Genomic DNA, 21,014 nt, shown 5'->3' with positions numbered 1-21,014 from the left:
CAGGCTGCGGTAGCGGTGCTGGGTGCTGGGTGCTGGGTGCTGGGTGATGGGTGATGGGTGATGGGCAGTGATCTTGTGGGAGCGGTCTCGACCGCGAACCGGCGGGAGCGACAACCCCGCCACAACCAGCTTCACCTCGCTCCCTCAGCGTACGCCGCATCCCCGGCGGTAGAGCCGCCCGTCATTCAGCCTGAACCTCTGCCAGCCGGCCCCAGTCGACCCTACCAGTTGGGCCGAGCATTCATGACAGGAGATACCGATGACGGTACGAGTATCCCGGCGGCAGTTTCTCAAGTTCGGCGCAGCCGGGCTGGGCGCGTCGAGCATGGCGATGATGGGCTTCGCTCCGGACGAAGCGGTCGCCTCGGTGCGGCACTTCAAGCTCAGCGGCGCGCGGGCCACGCGCAACATCTGCACCTACTGCTCGGTGGGCTGCGGCATGTTGCTCTACTCGCGCGGCGATGGCGCGATCAACGTGCGCGACGAGATCTTCCACGTCGAAGGCGATCCGGACCATCCGGTCAGCCGCGGCTCGCTGTGCCCGCGCGGCGCCGGCGTGCTCGACTTCATCAAGAGCGACTCGCGGGTGCGCTACCCGCAGGTGCGCGAACCGGGCACCGACGAATGGAAGCGCATCTCCTGGGACGAGGCGCTCGGCCGCATCGCCCGGCTGATGAAGGACGACCGCGACCGCAACTTCCAGACCCACGACGAGGAGGGCAGGCTGGTCAACCGCTGGATGACCACCTCGATGGTCGCCGCCTCGGCCTGCACCAACGAAACCGCCTACCTGACGCAGAAGATCACCCGCGCACTGGGCATCCTCAAGCTGGACAACCAGGCGCGCGTCTGACACGGACCGACGGTGGCAGGTCTTGCCCCTTCATTCGGTCGCGGTGCCATGACCAACTCCTGGGTCGACATCCGCAATGCCAACATCGTGCTGTCCATGGGCGGCAACTCGGCCGAGGCGCACCCGGTGGGCTTTCGCTGGGTGATGCATGCCAAGGAGCGCAGCAACGCGATCCTGATCTCCATCGACCCGCGCTACAACCGCACCACGGCGGTGGCCGACTACCACACCTGGATCCGCACCGGCACGGATATCGTCTTTCTCGGCGGGCTGATCAGCCACCTGATCGAGAACGACCTCTATGCCCGCGAATACGTGCATGCCTACACCGATGCCGCGCACCTGGTGAAGGAAGGCTTCGGCTTCGAGGATGGCCTGTTCACCGGCTACGACGAGGCACGCCGTCAGTACGACAAGTCGAGCTGGAACTTCGAGCTGGACGAGCAGGGCTTCGTTCGCCGTGACGAGACGCTGCAGCACCCGCGCTGCGTGTTCCAGCTGATGCGCCGGCACTACAGCCGCTACACCGTGGAAATGGTCGAGAAGGTCTGCGGCATCCCGCAGAAGACCGTGCGGCAGATCTGGGACCTGATCGCCCAGAGCGCCGCGCCGGACAAGACCATGACCATTCTCTATGCGCTCGGCTGGACGCAGCATTCGGTCGGCGCGCAGATGATCCGTACCGGCGCCATGGTCCAGCTGCTGCTGGGCAACATGGGCATGCCCGGCGGCGGGGTCAACGCGTTGCGCGGGCACTCCAACATCCAGGGGCTGACCGACATCGGCCTGCTGTCGAACCTCCTGCCCGGCTACATGGTGCTGCCCAACGCCAAGGCCCAGCGCTACGCCGACTACATCGGCCAGCGCGTGCGCCAGCCGCTGCTGCCCAACCAGGTGTCCTACTGGAAGCACTACGAGCGCTTCTTCGTCAGCATGATGAAGGCCTTCTACGGCGAGGCCGCCACGGCCGACAACGACTGGTGCTACGACTGGCTGCCGAAGTTGTCCGAACCGCTCTACGACGTGCTCTACGCGGTCAACGACATGACCAGGGGCCAGATGACCGGGGCCTTCTGCCAGGGCTTCAACATCCTCGCCGCCTTTCCCAACAAGGCCAAGGTGCTCGACGGGCTGTCGAAGCTGAAGTGGCTGGTGGTGATGGACCCGCTGGCCAATGAGACGGGTGAGTTCTGGAAGAACCACGGCGACTTCAACGACGTCGACCCGGCGCAGATCCAGACCGCGGTGTTCCGCCTGCCGACCACCTGCTTCGCCGAGGACGACGGCTCGATCACCAACAGCTCGCGCTGGCTGCAGTGGCACCACCGCGCCGCGCCGCCGCCGGGTATGGCGATGACCGATACCGGCATCCTCGCCGGCGTGTTCCTGCGCTTGAAGAAGCTCTACGAGGAGGAGGGCGGGGCCTTCCCCGAGCCGATCCTCAACCTCGCCTGGGACTACAGCGACGAGGCCCACCCCTCGGCCGCGGAGATCGCCCAGGAGTACAACGGCCGCGCGCTGGCGGACGTCGAGGACCAGGGGCGGGTGATCCGCCGCAAGGGCGAGCTGCTCAACGACTTCGGCGAGCTGCGCACCGATGGCTCGACGTCCTGCGGCTGCTGGATCTATTCCGGCGCCTGGACCGAGCAGGGCAACATGATGGACCGGCGCGACAATTCCGACCCCTACGACATCGGCGTGACCCTGGGCTGGGCCTGGGCCTGGCCGCTGAACCGCCGCATCCTCTACAACCGCGCCTCGGCACGCCCGGACGGCACGCCCTGGGACCCGGCGCGACGGCTGGTCTGGTGGAACGGCGAGCGCTGGGTCGGTGCCGACGTGCCGGACTACCCCATCGCGGCGAAACCGGAGGACGACGTCAAGCCGTTCATCCTTACCGAGAGCGGCACCGGGCATTTCTTCGCCAGCGAGTGGCTGGGCGAGGGGCCGTTCCCGGAGCACTACGAGCCACTGGAGTCGCCGATCGACAACAACCCGCTCAGCCCGACCAACCCGCTGGCCTATCACAATCCGGTCGCCCGCATATTTGCCGAAGATCGCGACACCTTCGGTACCAACAAGGAGTTCCCCTACGCCGCGACCACCTACCGCCTGACCGAGCACTTCCACTACTGGACGACCCACGTGCTGCTCAACGCCATCGTCCAGCCGGAGAAGTTCGTCGAGATCGGCGCGGTGCTGGCCGAGGAGCTGGGCATCGCCGCCGGCGACAAGGTGCGGGTGCGCTCCAAGCGCGGGCATATCGATGCCGTGGCCGTGGTGACCAAGCGCCTGCGCCCACTGCAGGTGGACGGGCGCACCGTGCACCAGATCGGCATTCCCATCCACTGGGGGTTCACCGGCGTGGCGAAGAAGGCGCACCTGACCAACACGCTCACGCCCTTCGTCGGCGACGGCAACACCCAGACCCCCGAATTCAAGTCGTTCCTGGTGAACGTCGAGAAGCTCTGAGAGGAGGCGACCGATGCAAGGCAGCCAGATAAACCTGCAGAACATCATCGCCCGCTCGGCGACCACGACGCCTTCGCCGCATCTGCGCGAAGGCGGGGTGGAGAAGGTGACCAAGCTGATCGACGTGTCGGTGTGCATCGGCTGCAAGGCCTGCCAGGTCGCGTGCATGGAATGGAACGACCTGCGCGACGAGGTCGGCGAATGCGATGGCACCTACAACGCACCGCAGGACCTCACGCCGTCGTCCTTCGAAGTGATGCGCTTCTCCGAATACGAGAACGAGGAGGGCGACCTGGAGTGGCTGATCCGCAAGGACAATTGCATGCACTGCGCCGAACCGGGCTGCCTGAAGGCTTGCCCGTCGCCGGGGGCGATCGTGCAGTACGCCAACGGCATCGTCGATTTCAACCAGGAGAACTGCATCGGCTGCGGCTACTGCGTGGCCGGCTGCCCGTTCAACATCCCGCGCATCTCGAAGAAGGACAACCGCGCCTACAAGTGCACGCTCTGCTCGGACCGCGTCTACCACGGGCTGGAACCGGCCTGCGTGAAGAGCTGCCCGACCTCGGCGATCGTCTTCGGCACCAAGGAGCAGATGCTCGACTACGGCGCGCACCGCGTCGACAAGCTCAAGGAACGCGGCTTCCAGAACGCCGGCATCTATGACCCGGCTGGCGTCGGCGGCACCCATGTGGTGTATGTGCTGCAGCATGCCGACAAGCCGGAGATCTACAGCGGCCTGCCGAAGGACCCGCACATGAGCCCCATGGTCGAGGTGTGGAAGGGCATCACCAAGCCGATCATGTCGGCGGTGCTCGGCGTCTCGGTGCTGGCCGGCTTCTTCCACTACATGACCAAGGGGTCGAAGGAAGAGCCCGAGGACGACCCCGATCCGGAGCTGGCCGCCGAGGCGCGCGCGCTCGACCGGCATGACGAGGAGCGCCGCCCATGAGCCATTCCAACGTACGCAAGGGCATCCTGCGCTACGGCCCCTGGGCGCGGGCCAACCACTGGATCATCGCCATCAGTTTCGTGCTGCTCACCCTCAGCGGCCTGGCGCTGTTCTACCCGGCCTTCTTCTGGCTGACCGCGCTGTTCGGCGGCCCCCAGGCCACGCGCATCGTGCATCCCTTCATCGGCGTGTTCATGAGCCTGTTCTTCGTGGTCCAGGCGGTGCGCTTCTTCAAGGCCAACCTGTTCCGCCGCTACGACGTGCAGTGGTCGCGGCAGCTCGGCGACGTGCTGAGCAACCGCGACGAGTGCCTGCCGCCGGTGGGGCAGAACAACGCCGGGCAGAAGCTGGTGTACTGGATCTTCCTGCTGTGCGTGCCGGCGCTGCTGATCAGCGGGGTCATCATCTGGCAGCCGTACTTCGCCATGCAGATGCCGCGCAACCTGCTGCGCTTCGCGGCGATGCTGCATGCGCTGGTCGCCTTCGTCGCCATCGTCACGCTGATCATCCATGTGTACTCGGCGATCTGGGTCAAGGGCTCGATTCGCGCGATGACCCGGGGGCGCGTGAGCCATGCCTGGGCCCGCCACCACCACCGCCTGTGGTACGAGGAAGTCATGCGCGGCGAACGGCGCGGCGACGACAGTGCGCTGCCCGGCCACGAACCCACCGACAGCCAAGCCAGGAGAAGCCGTACATGAAGCCCAACGCAGGAGCGCACGCATTCGGCAGTGCGCCGGCGATCATCATGGACCCGCCGCAGGTCGCGCTCGCCGATGCGCAGCTGTTCGCCCGCCGTGCCGCGCGTCTGCGTGAGCTGGTGATCCGCGTGCCGGCGCTGGACGAATACCTGGCCTTCATGGCGCGGCTGGTCCAGGCGCAACACCTGGCGTTGAGCGAGCACGAACCAAGCTGGCGGCCGCAGCCCGGGGCCTTCGACCAGGCCTTGGCGCACGGCCTGCCGCCCCTGGGGCACGTCGCGCTGCGCCGCGACCTGGACTGGCGCGCCGACCTGCAGGCGATCCTCGCCAGCCTCGAGCTGCATGTCGGGCAGCGCCAGCGCCCGCTGCTCGACCAGCTGCGCCAATTGCCCCAGGCGCAACTCGAGGCGCTGGCCGAGGCGGCGCTCGACGGCCGCGCCGCCGAGCCCGCGCTGCGCGGCGTGCAGCCTCTGGTCGCCGCCGCGCTGCAGGTCGCCTGGGTGCGCCTGGCCCTGCAGTTGCCTCGTGCACCGGCACGGCCGGGCGGCGAGGCACGCGGCCTGTGCCCCTGTTGCGGCTCGGCACCGGTGGTCAGCGTGGTGCACAACGAGCAGCATCGCAGCGGCGTGCGCTACCTGCATTGCGGCCTGTGCTCCACGCAATGGCACCTCGAACGCCTGCGCTGCAGCCTCTGCGGCGAAGGCGGCAAGCTGCGCTACCTGGCGCTGGACGACGAGGATGGCAAGCCGTTCCTGCCGGTACAGGCCGAGGCCTGTGGTGACTGCGGCGGCTACCGCAAGCTGGTGTCGCGTGACCTGGACGGGCATGCCGAAGCGCTCGCCGACGACCTGGCCAGCCTGGCGCTGGATCTGGCGCTGGGGGAAGGGGGGGAGTATGCGCGCGGCGGCTTCAACCCGCTGCTGGTGATCGGCGACTAGTGGCCGCCGCGCGCATGACGGTCAGCAGCAGGCCACCGACGCGCTGTCGCAGGGGTCTTCCAGCGAACGGCACTGCAGCAGGCCGTGCAGGGCGGGCGGGTCGAGCAGGTGAACCTCGCGCCCGGTGCACTCGAGCAGGCCGAGCTGGCGGTAGCGGGTGAACAGGCGGCTGATGGTCTCGGTGGTCAGCCCCAGGTAGTTGCCGATCTCCGCCCGGGTCATCGGCAGGTTGAGGTAGGCGGCCGACAGCCCGCGGCGGCCCTGGCGGGCCGCCATGTCCAGCAGGAAGGCCACCAGCCGCGGGCCGGCGGGTTCGCGATTGTTGCCCAGGTGTTCCTTTTCCCCCTTCAGTTCGCGGCTGAGCGCGCGCAGCAAGGTGCTGCGCAGGTGCGCATCCGTGGCTGCCAGCTGCTCGAGCTTGGCCAGCGGAATGATGCACACCACCGAGGCCTCCAGTGCCATCGCGTGGCTCGGGAAGCTGCGGTCGGCCAGTGCATCGAGCCCCAGCAGCTGGCCCGGCATGGCGAAGCCGGTGATCCGCTCGCTGCCGTCGGCACCGAAGGTGTAGGTCTTGAAGGCTCCGGTGCGTACCGCATACACCTGATGCATGGGGTCGCCGTAGTGGTAGAGGTGCTCCTGCCGGGGCAGGCGTCGGTTGTGTCTGATGATGCTTTCCAGCCCAGGGAGGTCTGCTTCCTGCAGTCCGCCCGGCAGGCAACTTCTGCGCAGCGCGCAGCTGCGACATTTGTTCAGGTCATGCACGACGGTGTCTTGGGTGTGCATCGCAAGCTCCTTGGAGAGTCTTCGCAAACAGACTCAACGCTTAATCTAGAGCCAGAAACGGCAGCTTGCCATGACAGAAACACTTGAAAAAAAGAGGCCCGCGGAGTTCGCGGGCCTAGTGGGGGGAGTATCGAGGGGAAAAACGATCAGTTGGGCAGGCGGAAGGTGATGAAGCTGGCGCGGCCCTGGCGCAGCACTCGCATGGACACCGAGCGGTTCTTCGGCAGCTGCGCGACCACGTCGTTGAAGGTCTTCACCGAATCGATCGCCTGGTTGTTCAGGTGGGTGATCACGTCACCCGGGCGCAGCCCGATCATCGCCGCCGGGCCGCTCTGCAGCTCGCGGATGACCACGCCCGAATCGATCTCCATGCCGCGCTTCTGCTCGTCGGACAGCTCCGCAACGGCCACGCCGAGGCGGTTGTTGCTCGCCGCCGCGCCTTCGCCCGGTTCGCCGGCACTGGCCAGGCTGTCGTCATCGGGGAGGGCGCCGATCTCGATGTCGAGCTTCTTGCGCTCGCCGTTGCGCACCACCTGGAAGGTCGCCTCGGTGCCCGGCTTGAGCGAACCGACCAGGTGCGGCAGGTCGGCGGACATGATGATCGGCTTGCCGTTCATGCTGACGATGACGTCGCCGACCTGCAGGCCGCCCCTGGCCGCCGGGCTGCCGTCCATGACCTGCGCCACCAGCGCACCGGCCGGGCGATCGAGCCCGAAGGAATCGGCCAGGTCCTTGTTCACTTCCTGGATCGACACGCCCAGCCAGCCGCGGCTGACCTTGCCGCTGTCACGCAGCTGGTTGGCCACGTCCATTGCGACATCGATCGGGATGGCGAACGACAGGCCCATGAAGCCGCCGGAGCGGGTGAAGATCTGCGAGTTGATGCCGACGACCTCACCCTCGAGGTTGAACAGCGGGCCGCCCGAGTTGCCCGGGTTGATCGCCACGTCGGTCTGGATGAAGGGCACATAGCTCTCGCCCGGCAGGCTGCGGCCGGTGGCGCTGACCACGCCGGCAGTCACGGTATGGTCGAAACCGAACGGCGAACCGATGGCCACCACCCATTCGCCGGCCTTCAGCGAATCGGACTTGCCGAGCCTGACCGTCGGCAGGTCGTCGGCATCGATCTTCAGCAGGGCCACGTCGGTGCGCGGGTCGGCGCCGATCAGCTTGGCCTGCAGCTCGCTGCGATCGGGCAGGCGCACCATGATCTCGTCGGCATCGGCGATGACGTGGTTGTTGGTCAGCACGTAGCCGTCTTCGGAAATGATGAAGCCCGAACCAAGCGATTGCGCCTCGCGCGGCTGCTCCTGGCCCGGCGGAAAGCCACGGCGGAAGAATTCGCGGAACGGCGGCGGGATGTCTTCCAGGTCGGGCATCTGCATCTGGCCACGCGCCGGACGGTTCTGCTTGGTGCTGATGTTCACCACGGCGGGCGAAGCCTGGTCCACCAGCGGCGTGAAATCGGGCAGCTGGGCATGGGCGATGAGCGCCTGCCCGAACAGGACGATGCCGGCAGTGACGCCCAGCAATTTCTTTTGAAGGCACATGGGCTTCGTGTTCTCCCTGTGAAGCATGGATGGCGGGTGTCTGGTTCGACAGCCTGCCAGCGGTTGTTGCGTCGTTACGGCAAGCAATCTACGCCAGCGAAGGTCAAAATCGTGTGATGCCGATGTAAAGGAAAAGTAAGCATGGCGCTTTTGCAACGAACCGGACAACCCGCAGGGAACAAAGCGGGGCGGCAGTGCAAGAGAAAGTGGCAGGGAAAAGCTCCCAGTCAGCGTGCGCCATATTCAGATATGCAATTTAACTTATGGGCGATGTCATCTGTTCATAAGCGGCTCACGGGCCTGAAATTGCTGACTCAATGCTCTCGAAGTTTAACGTGATTGTTCATCAATTGATGTTCATAGGCGCCGTTGCCAGCCCGTCTTAGTCTCACCGCCCGACCTCTTTCAGTCCATCCAGTGAGGTCGAGGCATGCTGCCTTTTAGAACACGCGATTTTGCAATAGACGACAGACCCGGGGCGGATGGGTGATGGCATAATAATGTCTCAGGAGTGCAGTACGCGCACCTAAGGGTGATCTGAAGTAGCCCTGTATTTCCGGCCAACTTCAGCCTTCGCTAATTTTGAAAGTGGACAGCGGCTCAAAATCGACCAGATGTCTCGCTCATTTCGGTGTTCCTGGCTGCTGGAAGCACATCGCAGCGACCATTTCCCGCATCACAGGCGCACCTCTCCTACATTCGACAGCAAATGCCGACGCGCCATCCACAGATTCGATAACGCAAACAACGTTACCAGTTGCGCCGTGTCTTGGGGCTTGCTGTAGAGCTTGATCCAGGCGTAGAGGCGGTGAACCAAGATGCCCAGGCACTGGGCAACATCGGCAACATCGGCAACAGGCTTGCATGTCTCGGTCACTTGTTTGATCGCTTCGATCTTGAGTCTTCGGGGTAACGCTCTCATAAAGAGGCTTGGTGGTGTCTACGAAAGCAGGGGTGATTCATAAGTTGCTCCATCAGGCATGCTTGGCTGTGATGATGTCATTTTGATGGTGCTCCTCTTCATAAAATGCTGGGGTCGGTGTAGGATCAGACTCGATGCGGCAGCCACCTGCATTTCCCCTCGACGTGCAGTGCTGTTGACGCCTGTGCGAATTACTTCTGGGTGCCGGAAGCGAAACAGCACGACCTTTATTCGTCTGCCTCGTTGAGATCAACTCCAAGCAAGGATGCAGCAACATGCCAATCGGCAGAGCGATTATTATTGGAGTCAATCCGAGAGAAGCAAATCTCAAGCGAAAAGTGCGAGAGCATCTGCATCAATTAGGTTTCACGAGGACCCAGGAGGGGGCGCTGTGCCCGCCTGGAAACGGTAAGGAAGCGATCCGTACTTTACACGGCGGCCAACGTGAAGAACGGCTCAGCGCCAGCACACGCCTCATCGAGCGCAGCGGTGCCAAACTAATGCAGTATTTTGCAGATGGCCGCGAGGTTATGCCGGAAAAAATTTCCCCGGTGCTTGAACGCGTGTCTTCCGGCACGTGGCAAAGCGACCTGTTCCGGTTGGCGTCACTGTCGTGGTCCGTCCCTGTGTCTAACGGTTTTGGCAGACGCCTGCGTTACCTTGTCTGGGATCAGGCGAATGGCAAACTGATGGGGTTGATTGCCATAGGTGATCCAGTTTTCAATCTTGGCGTCAGAGACAAATTCATCGGCTGGGATACCGCGGATAGAGCTGCCCGGCTGGTCAACTTGATGGATGCCTATGTCCTTGGAGCGGTCCCACCTTACAACGCTTTATTGGGCGGTAAGCTGGTCGCCTGCCTGCTTCGCAGTCGGGACATTTATGATGACTTTGCCAGTGCCTACGGTGGTTCCACGGGCATCATCTCGCAGGCCGAAAAAAATGCGCGTCTGCTTGCAATCGTGACGACCTCGTCGATGGGGCGTTCCGCGGTCTATAACCGATTGAAACTGGATGGTACGGAGTACCTCAAGTCTATTGGCTTTACCGGTGGCTGGGGACATTTCCATATACCCGACTGGTTGTTTATTGAGCTTCGAGACTATCTCCGTGAGCTCGACCATCAATATGCCGACCAACACGCCTTCGGCCAGGGGCCTAATTGGCGGTTGCGCACCACGCGCGCGGCGCTGAAGGCACTGGGCTTCAAGGACGACCTGATGCGCCACGGCATCCAGCGTGAAGTATTCATCTGTCAATTGGCCGGCAACGCCGCGAAGCTCCTGAATGGCGGCAGTGGAAATCCGGACACCCGATCGTTGTTGTCGGTTGGTGAAATCGGTGAATTAGCGCTGAATCGTTGGATGATTCCACGTTCAAGGAACAGGCCCGAGTTTCGCGATTGGAAGCCGACGGATCTCATTCATCTGTACGGCAGCCAGGCGTGCCATTTTTTAGCACCCAGCCACGTTGCCACTGAGTCGCGCTGCATTGTCGGTTTGCGCGGTTAAATGCGAAGGGTATGAGCGATGGATTGCGCCATAGATCCGGTCACGAATAAACCGGTTACCGCCGATATAGCGTTACGCACCGGCTATTACATTTGTTCCTACTGCCGCAAGCGGGTCGGGCTTCGTTCGGGGCCATTGAGAAAAAACTACTTCGCCCATTGGCGTGGCGTGTCCTCCAGTTCCTGCGCCTATTTCATGTCGGGCTCAGTGAGCCACGTGAATCATGACAAGGTTCTACCACCGCCAAGGCGGCAGATGGACTTGCGCCTGCGGATAAAAAAAGGGGAGAACGCCGGGGCGTGGTGGATTGAATTGGTCCTGCCCCCCTGTCGAGCGTGTCATGCCTTCGTCAAGCTCGATGTCGGTGGCAGGGTACAAAAGCTCGATATGCGCGGGATGGGCTCGGGCTTCAGGGTCATGGCCGAGCCTACGGCGAATGACTACAGGATCATGTCCTTCGAAGGCAAGCCGGACCCTTCGTTCGTCGCCGGAGTTGCGCGGACGTGCCCGGGTTTACCTGCGTTGGGTGCGGCCGCTTTCACCGCCATTGGTCGAGGCGCCGAAAGCGGGTTTCCACGCGCCCAAACCCTGAATCGCTGCGAAACTTACGCCCTGTTATGGTCGGCCCCAGTAGCCCCAGAATTCCCTGAAGAACTGCTGGTAGACAGGCTCAAGCCGCGGCAGGGCTGGAATTTGGCCCTGGTCACCGTGCCGGAAGCCCCCTCAGACGCATGCATCAGTTGGCTGGAAGCCTTTACCCAACTTAGTGTGATGCCGGCGGCGCCCTCGATCACCACTATCTGGCCGTTCTTAAGCCGCAACGCGAGCATCAATACGGTTGAATACATCGAGTCCGACGCGGTCATCCTGGCCGCTCATAGGATGCCGGGAGGCCCGCACGACGGCGGACCAACCTTACAAGCCGTCAATCAGCATGGTCGCCTTTCCGCAACAGCCCCCGATCGATCACCCGCGCTATTCACCGTGATACGCGCTGGAAGCGATGAATTCAGGGTCGGCAAGAGCGGCCACCCGGATGTCGACAAGTTTTTTTCCAAGAGCACGTCGCTAGGGCGAAGCTTTAAACACGCTACGGTGGACCTGGTCTTCATTGACGAGCGTGGCGAACGTCTTGTTGCCTCATTACACCGTAGGGAAAGCCAATCCTATGTAATGGCCACGCGAGCGCGGGAACTGCATTTCGACTCCCTCACAATGCCGAGAGGGGCCAAAGGCAGGCTGGAGGTTGTCTCACCCAGTGGGCTTAAGGAATACCGCCGACTGGTGTCTAGCGAAGTGTCGGCTGACCACGCACCACAGGCATGCCAGTTGCCGCCGGCGATGAATAGTCTGCTCAAACAATACCTCACCGACCCGCAATACCAGCTGCATTTGGATTTTGGCGGGTTGGGCCGGTTGGCCATCGGTGCTACGCAGCCGCTGGCCAACCCCACACCCGCTTTGCTGTCGCTCGGGCGATCCTTGCGCTTGCGTCTGCAGAGCTTTCTATCCCAGCTACACGTCGGTGGGGTAACCGCACTCTCTGGCAGTGATCAGGTATTGGTCAGCGCGTTTGGCGCATCAGTGCCTAGGCCGGAATTGCTCCCTCACTACCGTCAACTGGCGGCTGCTGTGCGCGCCTGTGGATTTGATATTCGTTACTCAGGAGATGGGGTCTCGCGATGAGCTACCTGTACAGCCAAGAGGCACGAGAGCGGATTTCGGCGCTCGGAGTCACGATGATTACCGAGTTCATCGAAGAGGTACCCCATGCCTTTCGCAAGTCGTTCTTCGACCGTCAAGCCTCGATCCCCGGGTTTAGGCGCGGATCCCCGCCAGAATTCAAGGAGAAACAACGACGGTTGATCGGGCACCTGGTGCATCCCCAGCCCGGTCAGAAAGGGGAGGCAGACTGGCAAGCTTTCGCTAGCCTGTGGGTGGCGTGGGCAAAGAGCCGCTTGGACAGCGCGTTTCCCGCGGCAGACAAGTCACCCCAATCGGCGGACACAGGCGCTGGCTTCTTCAAACGATTAGCCGAGTTGTACCCGGACGCCCCTCGGGAAACGGTCGAGCGGCTGGCCGCGTACAGCGGTTTCGCCGAAGACCCGGCGATGCGGGCAGCCCTGAACAGCTTTCATCCGGCGTCCACCCTGGCCAGGGATCGGATGATCGAGGGCTTGCCGGGGCGTTTGGATAAAATCGAGGGTTATTTTGAGCTGGCCGAAACGGCGGCTGAGGAGACCGCTGAGCGCATCGACCAACTGGAAGTGACTGCCACTGCAACGACCGAAGCGGTTAAGCAACTGACGGGCAGTTTCGCTGGCGTTGACCATGATGTCGAAGCATTGCGTACTGCGCTGCACAGTGTCACTGACCGCTTGCAACAACTGAGCGAACTGGCTCAGTCAACGGCCGGGGCGCAGCAAGAGGTATCGCAAGCGTTGGCGCGCTCAGACCTCCACGGCGAGCACATGTCGACTGCGCTGGACTCCCTCGCTGTTCAGGTCGCCGACCTGGTGGCTGAGCGCGCGCAGGTTCTAGCGTTCGAGGAAGCACTGACCACCCTTGGTGCGCGCATTCCCGACTGGGAGGTCACGGCAGCCACCATAGCGGCGTTGCGCGAACGCCTCGACGACCATGATTTTCGGGTTGCCAAACCGCGTGACGAGACAAGTGGCCACGCACGCGTCCGCTTGATCGAGAACGAAGCAACCGGCCCGTTCATTGAAGTCAGCTCTGTGGACGTCGCCTGGAAGGTCATCGCCAACAACCTTCAGGCATGCGGTGTAGTGAAGAACGATGCCAATCGTTACGCACGGCATATCCTGGCAGCAGTCATTTCCGGCCAGTTGATTCAGTTCAAAGGATCAACTGCGGACTTAATTGCTGATGCCGTGGCAGCAGCCGTAGGAGGGGCGATTTTCCATGAGTGGCGGGTTCCCGTCGGCCTCCTGTCGGAGGATGCCGCGACCGACTGCCTCGAAGTCGTGACCGAGTCGTCTGGATGTCTGTTGCTCAAGGGGGCCAACCGGTCTGCGTTTGAGGTGTATGGTAGTGCCATCCGCGATCTTGTGGCGCGTCGTCAGTTCACCCTGCCGGTCGATACGCGCCTGGTTCTGATTGCGACTTGGACTCACGGCCCTGCGGCATTTCCAGACGGCGGTACGTTGTCTGAACTCGGGCCCGTGTTTGATACGGATGAATTCGCTATGAGGGGGTTATCCGCCCAGGTGCCGCTGATGCAGTTTGGCCACCTAGCTGTGGATGACTGGAAAGCCCTGTACGGCCCTGCTGAAAACACGCTATTGGCTTTGCCGAGCACGTTGAGGGAGCGCCTTGAGCAGGTGGACTTTATTCCAGGGAATCTGTGGCTACGGGTCGCTGACCGGGCGTACGCCCAACTGCGACTCCTATCACCGGGTCCTTCGGAGCGAGCGCTTCATACCGTGATGAAGCAGTGGGCACTGCCATGGGCGCAATCACTCGGGGGGCCGGTCGAGGCACTTACGCGTAGCGCTACCGAGCTCCTGAGCGAAATCGACGCGCAGGCTGTCCATGCGGAGCGTGTTGAGTGAAGTGGCTCGGGAACAATCTCGATGCCGCTCGGAAAACCCTGGCAGCCGGTTTGGGCTGTAGAAGTGACGGTGAAGGATTAAGGATCGCAGCGGTAGCTGAGTGCCTGCGTGCGGCATCCTATCTGTGTTCTGCACCCAGTACTGATCGGGAAGCTTGGGTGCCGGCGACCACGCTCAGTTTGACGAGCCTAGTGCGCCGGCGTTTGCTCCCGCTGTGGCCGTCCCTCGACGACGAGCAAACCGCTGAACCGGGCGTCAAAGCGATTCTGGAGAGCCTGGGTGAGCTAGGGGATCTGGTGCGACTCGAAGGCGGACGTTGGCTAACCGCTCCGCCACAGGCGATCAGAACCGGAAGCACGCTGGCCGTGATCACCGGCGGTGGGCCTGCACAAACCTTTCCTTGGTCAATCACGATGCGCGGGGCAGGGAGGCTCAGACTGATCGACGTCGATGCCTGCGCAGGACACATCGACCTCTGGGAGCCAGAGGAATGGATTGGCGCGCCGCTCGAAGGATTGCAGGACTGGTCGATCCAATTGATGACGAGTGCCAAGGCGCGACTGACTCCTGCGACCAGTGAGCTTGCGGACGTTTCAATCCGGACCACTGGCAAATGGCTGGCACTGCCTGCCTGCGCGACCGCCGAAGGTCTCTTCCTTGCCAAATGCCGCACAGGTCCACGGTTTGAATACTTTGTGGTCCAGGTGTCGCGAGGGCATCTGCGGCAGATAACGGGACTGCGACGGGAACAGGCGAGGCGCTTGCAATTTTACCTCGACGCACAAGCCGGACATCCCATGAAAGTTCAAGCGCATGTGTCGCAATCACAGGTTCGACTGCGCCTGAATCGTCCTTTGCCGCGGGAAGAGGCACGAGCGCTGCTGCTGGGCTGGCAATTATCGTCACCTGGCGGTGCAGGGACGACCGACTATGTGATACCGCGTGAGATGTTTCCGCTCCTGCGCCAAGCGCTTGCCGGGTTGCGCGTGGACCTGACAGAACGCCAGATTGCAGAGGGAGGACAATAATGGGAGGGATTTCAATGAATGAAGCATCGGGTGTTCACGAGACAGCGAAAAGTTTGGCCGATAGCCTTCGCCAATACATCGAAGCACAATACCATATTCGTGATGAAGGGCTCGTCAGAGAGCGTCATGCTCTGCTGCTACGCCCTGAAACTATTGTCCAGATGCCTTATGTGGAAGCGACGGCGGTTTACAAAGTAGGCGATCCGTTCGATCAACTCGCTATTCCGAAGATTGCCTCCGATACGCTCACCCAGTTGTCGCTCATGGGGCTCGGGCTTTACCCTCGTCCCTACGAGCACCAATCGCAAGCGCTCACGGCGTTTTTAGGTGCCGAGGCAGCGGATCTGGTTGTTGCAACGGGTACCGGCTCCGGCAAAACCGAAAGTTTTCTTATGCCAATCATTGGTCAATTGGCGATTGAGGGGCAGGAGCGGCCCCAGTCAGCGCAGTTGCCGGGTTGTCGGGCGCTGTTGCTCTACCCCATGAACGCCTTGGTCAATGACCAGTTGGCGCGGATCCGACGCCTCATAGGAAACACTGAGGCATCGTCGATCTTGACTCAAAGCCGCTCCCAGCCGATCCGTTTCGGTAGCTATACCGGGCGCACCCCGTACCCGGGAGAGCGCTCCAAAGAACGCGACGAGCGCTTTATAGAGCCGCTGTTTGAAGAGTTTTATAACAAAGTGGCCGTGAAGCCTGCCGTGAAAGATGAACTGGTCAGGATCGGGCGCTGGCCGAGCAAGGACTTGGAGGGGTTCTACGGCGCCGCAGCCATTGAAACCAAGACCTATGCATCGGGGAAGAAGAAGGGCGACAACTTCACCAAAAAGCATTGGGCGGGCCGGCTTCAGACCCAGCCCACTGATCGCGAGATGATGACTCGCCATGAAATGCAAGCGCGTTGTCCCGAGCTATTGATCACCAACTACTCCATGCTCGAATACATGCTCATGCGACCGATCGAGCGCGATATCTTTGATCAGACGAAGGCATGGCTCAAAGCGGACCCGCGCAACGAGTTTATCCTCGTTCTGGACGAGGCGCATATGTACAGGGGGGCCGGTGGAGCCGAGGTGGCTTTGTTGATCCGGCGTCTCTGCGCGCGGCTCGACATTCCACGAGAACGCATGCGATGCATTATGACCAGTGCGAGTCTGGGCCCCGCAGACACCGCCGAGGTTGATGGCGAGCGTTTTGCGCGGGACTTGACGGGGTTGGCCGACACATCGCCACGACGCGTCAGGGTGATCCAGGGGACACCGGAGCAACGTTGCGTATCACAGGCAGCGCCAGTAGCACAGCTTGAGGCGCTGGCAGATTTCAATCTGGCGGATTTTCAACGCTCGGCCGAGGACCTCAATGCGGCTACTGAAGCTGCGGCGCAACTCGCCCATCGGCTCGGCTGGAGCCTACCGCCGCGCGGGGATCATGCTGCGTTTCGCAACTGGTTGTTCGAACGTCTCACGGGATTCGAACCGCTGGAAAACTTGATTACCGCGGTATCGGGTCGTGCGGTTCGACTAGACGATCTGAGTGATCGGCTGTTTGGCAATCACACGGCGGTCCACGCGGAAAAAGCCACCGACGCGCTCTTGGCACTGGGTAGCTACGCACAGCGGAGCACGGATGGCCGGGTGTTGCTGCCGACACGCCTGCACCTCTTCCATCGCGGATTGCCTGGCCTGTTCGCTTGCGTGAACCCTGCCTGCTCCAAGCGCTTAGGCCATCACGACGGTCCCACTATCCTGGGCCGTCTGTATACGAAACCTTCAACCCAGTGTGGCTGCGAGGCCAATGGCCGCGTGTATGAACTGCTCACACATCGTGACTGCGGAGCCGCTTTTTTACGTGGCTTTGTAAACGAGGACCAGGACTTCGTTTGGCACCAGCCCAGTGGCCCGTTATCCGACGGTGCGGTTTCTACGCTGATGCCGATAGAGTTGTGCGTGGAGCACGCGGTCCATCCTCGCAGCCGACATATCGAGAAATGGCTACATATGGCCAGTGGCAAGCTCTTGAATGAACAGCCGAGCGACGAAACCGGGTTCCGGAGGGTCCGTGTACCGGACAAGGCGGCGGACGCAGGCAATCTGACTTTTGATCATTGCCCGGTCTGTACGCGTAAGATCAAAAACGCCAAAGATGCCCCATCGAAAATCATGGATCACCTCACCAAGGGGGAGGCGCCGTTCACTGCGCTCGTCCGGACGCAAATGGCGAAACAACCCGCCAGTCGAGCCAAAGATAAACGGCACCCGAACGCCGGGCGGAAGGTGTTGATTTTCTCAGACGGCCGGCAAAAAGCCGCTCGGCTAGCACGTGATATTCCACGCGATATTGAACTCGACGTGTTTCGACAGGCTGTCGCATTGGCTTGTCACAAACTCATGGATTTAGAAAAACCCGCCAAGCCCACGGCCTTACTCTATTTAGCCTTCCTTTCCGTGTTGACCGAGCACGACCTGCCGATGTTCGATGGCGGTGATTCGAGAAGAGTCGAGAGTGCACGTAAATTATTTGATGACAATTATGATTCCGACCTAGTGGAAGCCATTGGAGCGAATTTTACGCCACAGGAAATCCCGGCGCGCTACCAGATTGCCCTACTCAAACTTCTTTGCGGCAACTATTACTCACTGACGGGGACAATGGTCGGTTTCGTTGAGCCAACCCCTCTGAAATTGCGAAAACTCAGCCAGGACTTGTCGACGGCCGGGCTCGCGATCAGCGAAGCGAACGTCCGTGAATTAGCGGTAGGGTGGATTGACTCGATGCTGCAGGAGTATGCCTTCGACAAATCCATTGAGTCGGTCTATCGCTGGAAGGCAGCCGGTTATGCAAACTCAGCCTGGGGCAGCAACGGTCAGTTTGGGAAATTATTGAAGGAGAGTCTGATCAATCATTTCGGTTGGTCAAGTGAGGCTGTACAGCGCGTTGAAGCGATCTTCCGAGATCAATTGGCGGAAGAATTCGAGGGTGCCTGGTTCCTGGTGCCTGACTCCTTAGCCGTTGTTGTCGACTTAGCCCACTGTTGGGCGCAATGCGCTGACTGCACTGCGCTGATGCCTTTCGCCTTGGCGGGCAAGGTTTGTCTGGCGTGCGGCAGCGACGCAGCGTCGTCCCTCGATCCGAAGAACAGCGACTATGTCACGGCGCGTAAAAACTTCTGGCGACTTCCAGTGGCTAGGGCCCTAACGCCCGGAGCAGAGCTGTCCAACATGAGCGTCGAAGAACATACCGCACAATTGTCGAACCGTGACCGTAGCAGGGTGCATGCGACCACAGAACTCTATGAGATGCGGTTCCAAGACGTACTGATCGAGGATCGAGATCGCCCGATCGACGTACTCAGTTGCACAACGACGATGGAGGTAGGCGTCGACATCGGCTCGTTGGTGGCAGTAGCTCTGCGAAACGTCCCTCCGCAGCGGGAAAACTACCAGCAGCGCGCTGGTCGGGCAGGGCGGCGCGGTTCGTCGGTCTCTACCGTAGTCACCTACTCACAGAATGGTCCACATGACAGCCACTACTTCTTGAACCCAGCACGTATCGTGGCAGGTCCACCTCGTACACCGGAGGTCAAGATCGATAATGCGAAAATCGCCCGTCGGCATCTTCACGCGTACCTGATCCAGACTTTTTTCCATGAAATCATGGCGCAATGCACCGGTGCGTTGACTGAGAAAAACTCGTCGCTGCTCAAAGCACTGGGGCCGACTGAGGATTTCTTCTGCAGCACCGAGCAAACCGGCCCCACTTTGAACAGCTTCGAAGCTTGGGTGGCTCGCCGGGTGCTGGCCAGTGACGGCGATCTGCGCGAGTCCATTGTCGCTTGGCTACCGCCGGGCTTGGATACCCGCGGGCTTTCATTGATGGAATGGCTAGCCGATACCAGTAAAGGCTTGCTTGAGGAACTCAAGAAGCTGGGCACAACCGTCGAAGCGACTACGACGCATGAAGTTGTCGCTGAACAAGGTATGCAGGATGGAGAATATCCCACATCGGGTATCGAACAGGCGGAACTTCTGGAGTTCTTGTTCTTTCACGGATTGCTCCCCAGCTACGCGTTCCCGACCAGTCTTTGCAGCTTTCTCGTTGAAAAGTTGAGCAAAAACACACGGGATCGTTGGGAAGTGCGGACAGTGCAACGCCCGCAACAGTCGATCATCAAAGCCCTGAGCGAGTACGCCCCGGGGCGCCTCATCGTTATTGACAAGAAAACCTATCGCTCAGGCGGTGTCTTTGCAGATCTACCAGCGGGTGTCGTAAATCGTGCAGGCCCCCTCTTCGAGAACAAAAAACCGCACACGCACTGTAAAGCTTGCTCGTTCGTGCGTGACCCCAATCGTTCAGCTAAAGAACAGATGACCTGTCCCGTCTGTGGCCAACAGTTGGTGACTGAACAGATGATTGTGCCAGAGGTGTTCGGGCCGGAGGGCGCCGCTGATTTGCCGGAAAATGACCGCGAACAGGAAATCACCTACGCGACGATGGCGCAATTGCCGCAACCCGTCGATCCGGAGATTTTCAGCTTTTCTGCCTGTGGTCCGTATGCGAGCTACACACATGCCATCGACCGCACGCTCGTCACGGTAAACCGAGGCAAGGAAGGTACAGGGGAAGGGGGCTTTTCAGTCTGCATGGAGTGCGGCCATGCCTCAGTCTTTGATCCAGAGGCGAACGCGGGGCCACATGACCGTCCCTACAAGCAACTCGGCCCCAAAGGAACACCGCCGAAGTGCTCTGGCCAGTTTGCACGTGTATTGCTGGGCCATCACTTCGACACGGATCTTCTGCTGTTACGTCTCAAAATCGCAGAACCGATCGTGACCGATACGGTAAACGGGGTGGTTTTGCATATTCTCGAAGATGCTTTGCATTCACTTGCAGAGGCGCTACGGCTAGCGGCCAGTCGGCATCGGCAACTGGATCTGGACCCTGCCGAGTTCGGCTCTGGTTTTAGGATTGAGCCTGCGCTGCAGGATGACGCCCGTATCCTGGATATATTTTTGTACGACACGTTGTCAGGGGGCGCAGGGTACGCGGAGATCGTAGCGCGGCACATGGATGAGGTACTAGACGCGACGCTTGAGCTGTTGGAAAACTGCACATGTGAGATCTCATGCACAGAATGCCTCAACCACTTCCATAACCAACACCTTCAGCACCGCCTTGATCGGCATTTGGGTGCAATGCTCTTGCGTTACGCGGTACGAGGAGAGGTTCCAGCCTGTTCATCGGCCACCGGCCAGTTGGTAAAACTCGCTCAGCTTCGAGCCAGCCTTGAGTTAGCGGGATATGCCTGTAGGGTTGCCCCCACTCCGTCTGCGCCTTTGCTGGTTGAACAACAGGGTAAAACGGTGGCGGTTGGCTGCTACCCGGGGCTGATCGATAACCTTGAGCGCCAGCAACCCAGCGCCGGCACGGCAGGCATTCACGCGGTGATCGGGCTCAACGACTACCTGTTACGCTCGGATCTCGCGAGCGCTCAGTTGAAAGTTCAAGCACTTTTCAAAGCGTAGCTTTGGAACTTAGCCACCCGCTCAGTTAGGTACGGTGCGTGACTGAGCGGGTCATTTCGTGAGATATCACCTGCGGCGGGGCGCCAGACATAAGCTTGGCATCCTAGATGCTTGAGTAGGGCGCCAACTTATTTCAGTCTGTGATGAATCAGGGCACACTCGTTCCTTTCTCTTTGGGCGCCATTTATCCGTCATGGCGGCATACTC

At 61.2% G+C, this 21,014-nt stretch carries 11 protein-coding genes and 1 pseudogene; 9 read left to right on the top strand and 3 right to left on the bottom strand.

Going from position 1 to position 21,014, the window contains the following annotated elements; all coding sequences use genetic code 11:
• Positions 1 to 259 precede the first annotated feature (259 nt).
• From fdnG to fdhE, 4 genes are read left to right on the top strand one after another with little or no spacing between them, the layout of a single operon-like run.
• A complete protein-coding gene (gene fdnG, locus L3N39_RS10620; protein WP_237257299.1) occupies positions 260 to 3,325 on the top strand; it encodes a formate dehydrogenase-N subunit alpha in 3,066 nt (1,021 codons plus the stop codon).
• Between the two features lie 13 nt (positions 3,326 to 3,338).
• Positions 3,339 to 4,277 (top strand): formate dehydrogenase subunit beta, encoded by a 939-nt coding sequence (gene fdxH / locus L3N39_RS10615; protein ID WP_237257298.1) that lies wholly within the window; start codon positions 3,339 to 3,341, stop codon positions 4,275 to 4,277.
• On the top strand, positions 4,274 to 4,978 hold the full coding sequence (locus L3N39_RS10610; RefSeq protein WP_237257297.1) for a formate dehydrogenase subunit gamma: 705 nt from the start codon (positions 4,274 to 4,276) through the stop codon (positions 4,976 to 4,978). The genes fdxH and L3N39_RS10610 overlap by 4 nt, the downstream gene beginning before the upstream one ends.
• The gene (fdhE, locus tag L3N39_RS10605) at positions 4,975 to 5,916 is read left to right on the top strand and encodes a formate dehydrogenase accessory protein FdhE (RefSeq protein WP_237257296.1); all 942 of its coding nucleotides are present in this window, start codon (positions 4,975 to 4,977) and stop codon (positions 5,914 to 5,916) included. The genes L3N39_RS10610 and fdhE overlap by 4 nt, the downstream gene beginning before the upstream one ends.
• A 21-nt stretch (positions 5,917 to 5,937) precedes the next feature.
• On the opposite strand, the gene L3N39_RS10600 is transcribed toward fdhE, so the two are convergent.
• From L3N39_RS10600 to L3N39_RS18900, 3 genes and pseudogenes are all read right to left on the bottom strand, one after another.
• On the bottom strand, positions 5,938 to 6,699 hold the full coding sequence (locus L3N39_RS10600; RefSeq protein ID WP_237257295.1) for a helix-turn-helix domain-containing protein: 762 nt from the start codon (positions 6,697 to 6,699) through the stop codon (positions 5,938 to 5,940).
• A gap of 146 nt (positions 6,700 to 6,845) precedes the next feature.
• Positions 6,846 to 8,249, bottom strand: coding sequence for a DegQ family serine endoprotease (locus L3N39_RS10595; RefSeq protein WP_237257294.1), 1,404 nt, complete (start codon positions 8,247 to 8,249; stop codon positions 6,846 to 6,848).
• Positions 8,250 to 9,006: 757 nt separating this feature from the next.
• Positions 9,007 to 9,171 (bottom strand): annotated as a pseudogene (locus L3N39_RS18900) (transposase); the annotation flags it as partial.
• A 275-nt stretch (positions 9,172 to 9,446) separates the two neighbouring features.
• Here L3N39_RS18900 and L3N39_RS10585 point away from each other — a divergent pair.
• The 5 genes from L3N39_RS10585 to L3N39_RS10565 all read left to right on the top strand — a co-directional run bounded on the left by L3N39_RS10585 (position 9,447) and on the right by L3N39_RS10565 (position 20,807).
• The gene (locus tag L3N39_RS10585; RefSeq protein ID WP_237257293.1) at positions 9,447 to 10,682 is read left to right on the top strand and encodes a Druantia anti-phage system protein DruA; all 1,236 of its coding nucleotides are present in this window, start codon (positions 9,447 to 9,449) and stop codon (positions 10,680 to 10,682) included.
• Between the two features lie 18 nt (positions 10,683 to 10,700).
• On the top strand, positions 10,701 to 12,368 hold the full coding sequence (locus L3N39_RS10580; protein ID WP_237257292.1) for a competence protein CoiA family protein: 1,668 nt from the start codon (positions 10,701 to 10,703) through the stop codon (positions 12,366 to 12,368).
• Positions 12,365 to 14,257, top strand: coding sequence for a hypothetical protein (locus L3N39_RS10575; RefSeq protein ID WP_237257291.1), 1,893 nt, complete (start codon positions 12,365 to 12,367; stop codon positions 14,255 to 14,257). Before L3N39_RS10580 ends, L3N39_RS10575 begins: the two co-directional genes overlap by 4 nt.
• A 158-nt stretch (positions 14,258 to 14,415) precedes the next feature.
• Positions 14,416 to 15,285, top strand: a complete 870-nt coding sequence (locus tag L3N39_RS10570) for a hypothetical protein (RefSeq protein ID WP_237257290.1) — start codon at positions 14,416 to 14,418, stop codon at positions 15,283 to 15,285.
• A 14-nt stretch (positions 15,286 to 15,299) separates the two neighbouring features.
• Positions 15,300 to 20,807 (top strand): DEAD/DEAH box helicase, encoded by a 5,508-nt coding sequence (locus L3N39_RS10565; RefSeq protein WP_237257289.1) that lies wholly within the window; start codon positions 15,300 to 15,302, stop codon positions 20,805 to 20,807.
• Positions 20,808 to 21,014: the final 207 nt, after the last annotated feature.

Source organism: Pseudomonas oligotrophica, from assembly GCF_021726475.1.
GTDB classification, from domain to species: domain Bacteria; phylum Pseudomonadota; class Gammaproteobacteria; order Pseudomonadales; family Pseudomonadaceae; genus Stutzerimonas; species Stutzerimonas oligotrophica.
The sequence above is the reverse complement of the archived record's forward strand: the minus strand, read 5'-3'. Positions and strand labels throughout refer to the sequence as shown.

What these genes read in the sequence shown, in the direction of transcription:
- L3N39_RS10585 (WP_237257293.1), top strand. Translation starts at nt 9,447, where the DNA reads ATGCCAATCGGCAGAGCGATTATTATTGGAGTCAATCCGAGAGAAGCA.
- L3N39_RS10565 (WP_237257289.1), top strand. Translation starts at nt 15,300, where the DNA reads ATGAATGAAGCATCGGGTGTTCACGAGACAGCGAAAAGTTTGGCCGAT.
- L3N39_RS10600 (WP_237257295.1), bottom strand. Translation starts at nt 6,699, where the DNA reads ATGCACACCCAAGACACCGTCGTGCATGACCTGAACAAATGTCGCAGC.
- L3N39_RS10575 (WP_237257291.1), top strand. Translation starts at nt 12,365, where the DNA reads ATGAGCTACCTGTACAGCCAAGAGGCACGAGAGCGGATTTCGGCGCTC.
- fdxH (WP_237257298.1), top strand. Translation starts at nt 3,339, where the DNA reads ATGCAAGGCAGCCAGATAAACCTGCAGAACATCATCGCCCGCTCGGCG.
- L3N39_RS10595 (WP_237257294.1), bottom strand. Translation starts at nt 8,249, where the DNA reads ATGTGCCTTCAAAAGAAATTGCTGGGCGTCACTGCCGGCATCGTCCTG.
- L3N39_RS10580 (WP_237257292.1), top strand. Translation starts at nt 10,701, where the DNA reads ATGGATTGCGCCATAGATCCGGTCACGAATAAACCGGTTACCGCCGAT.
- fdhE (WP_237257296.1), top strand. Translation starts at nt 4,975, where the DNA reads ATGAAGCCCAACGCAGGAGCGCACGCATTCGGCAGTGCGCCGGCGATC.
- L3N39_RS10610 (WP_237257297.1), top strand. Translation starts at nt 4,274, where the DNA reads ATGAGCCATTCCAACGTACGCAAGGGCATCCTGCGCTACGGCCCCTGG.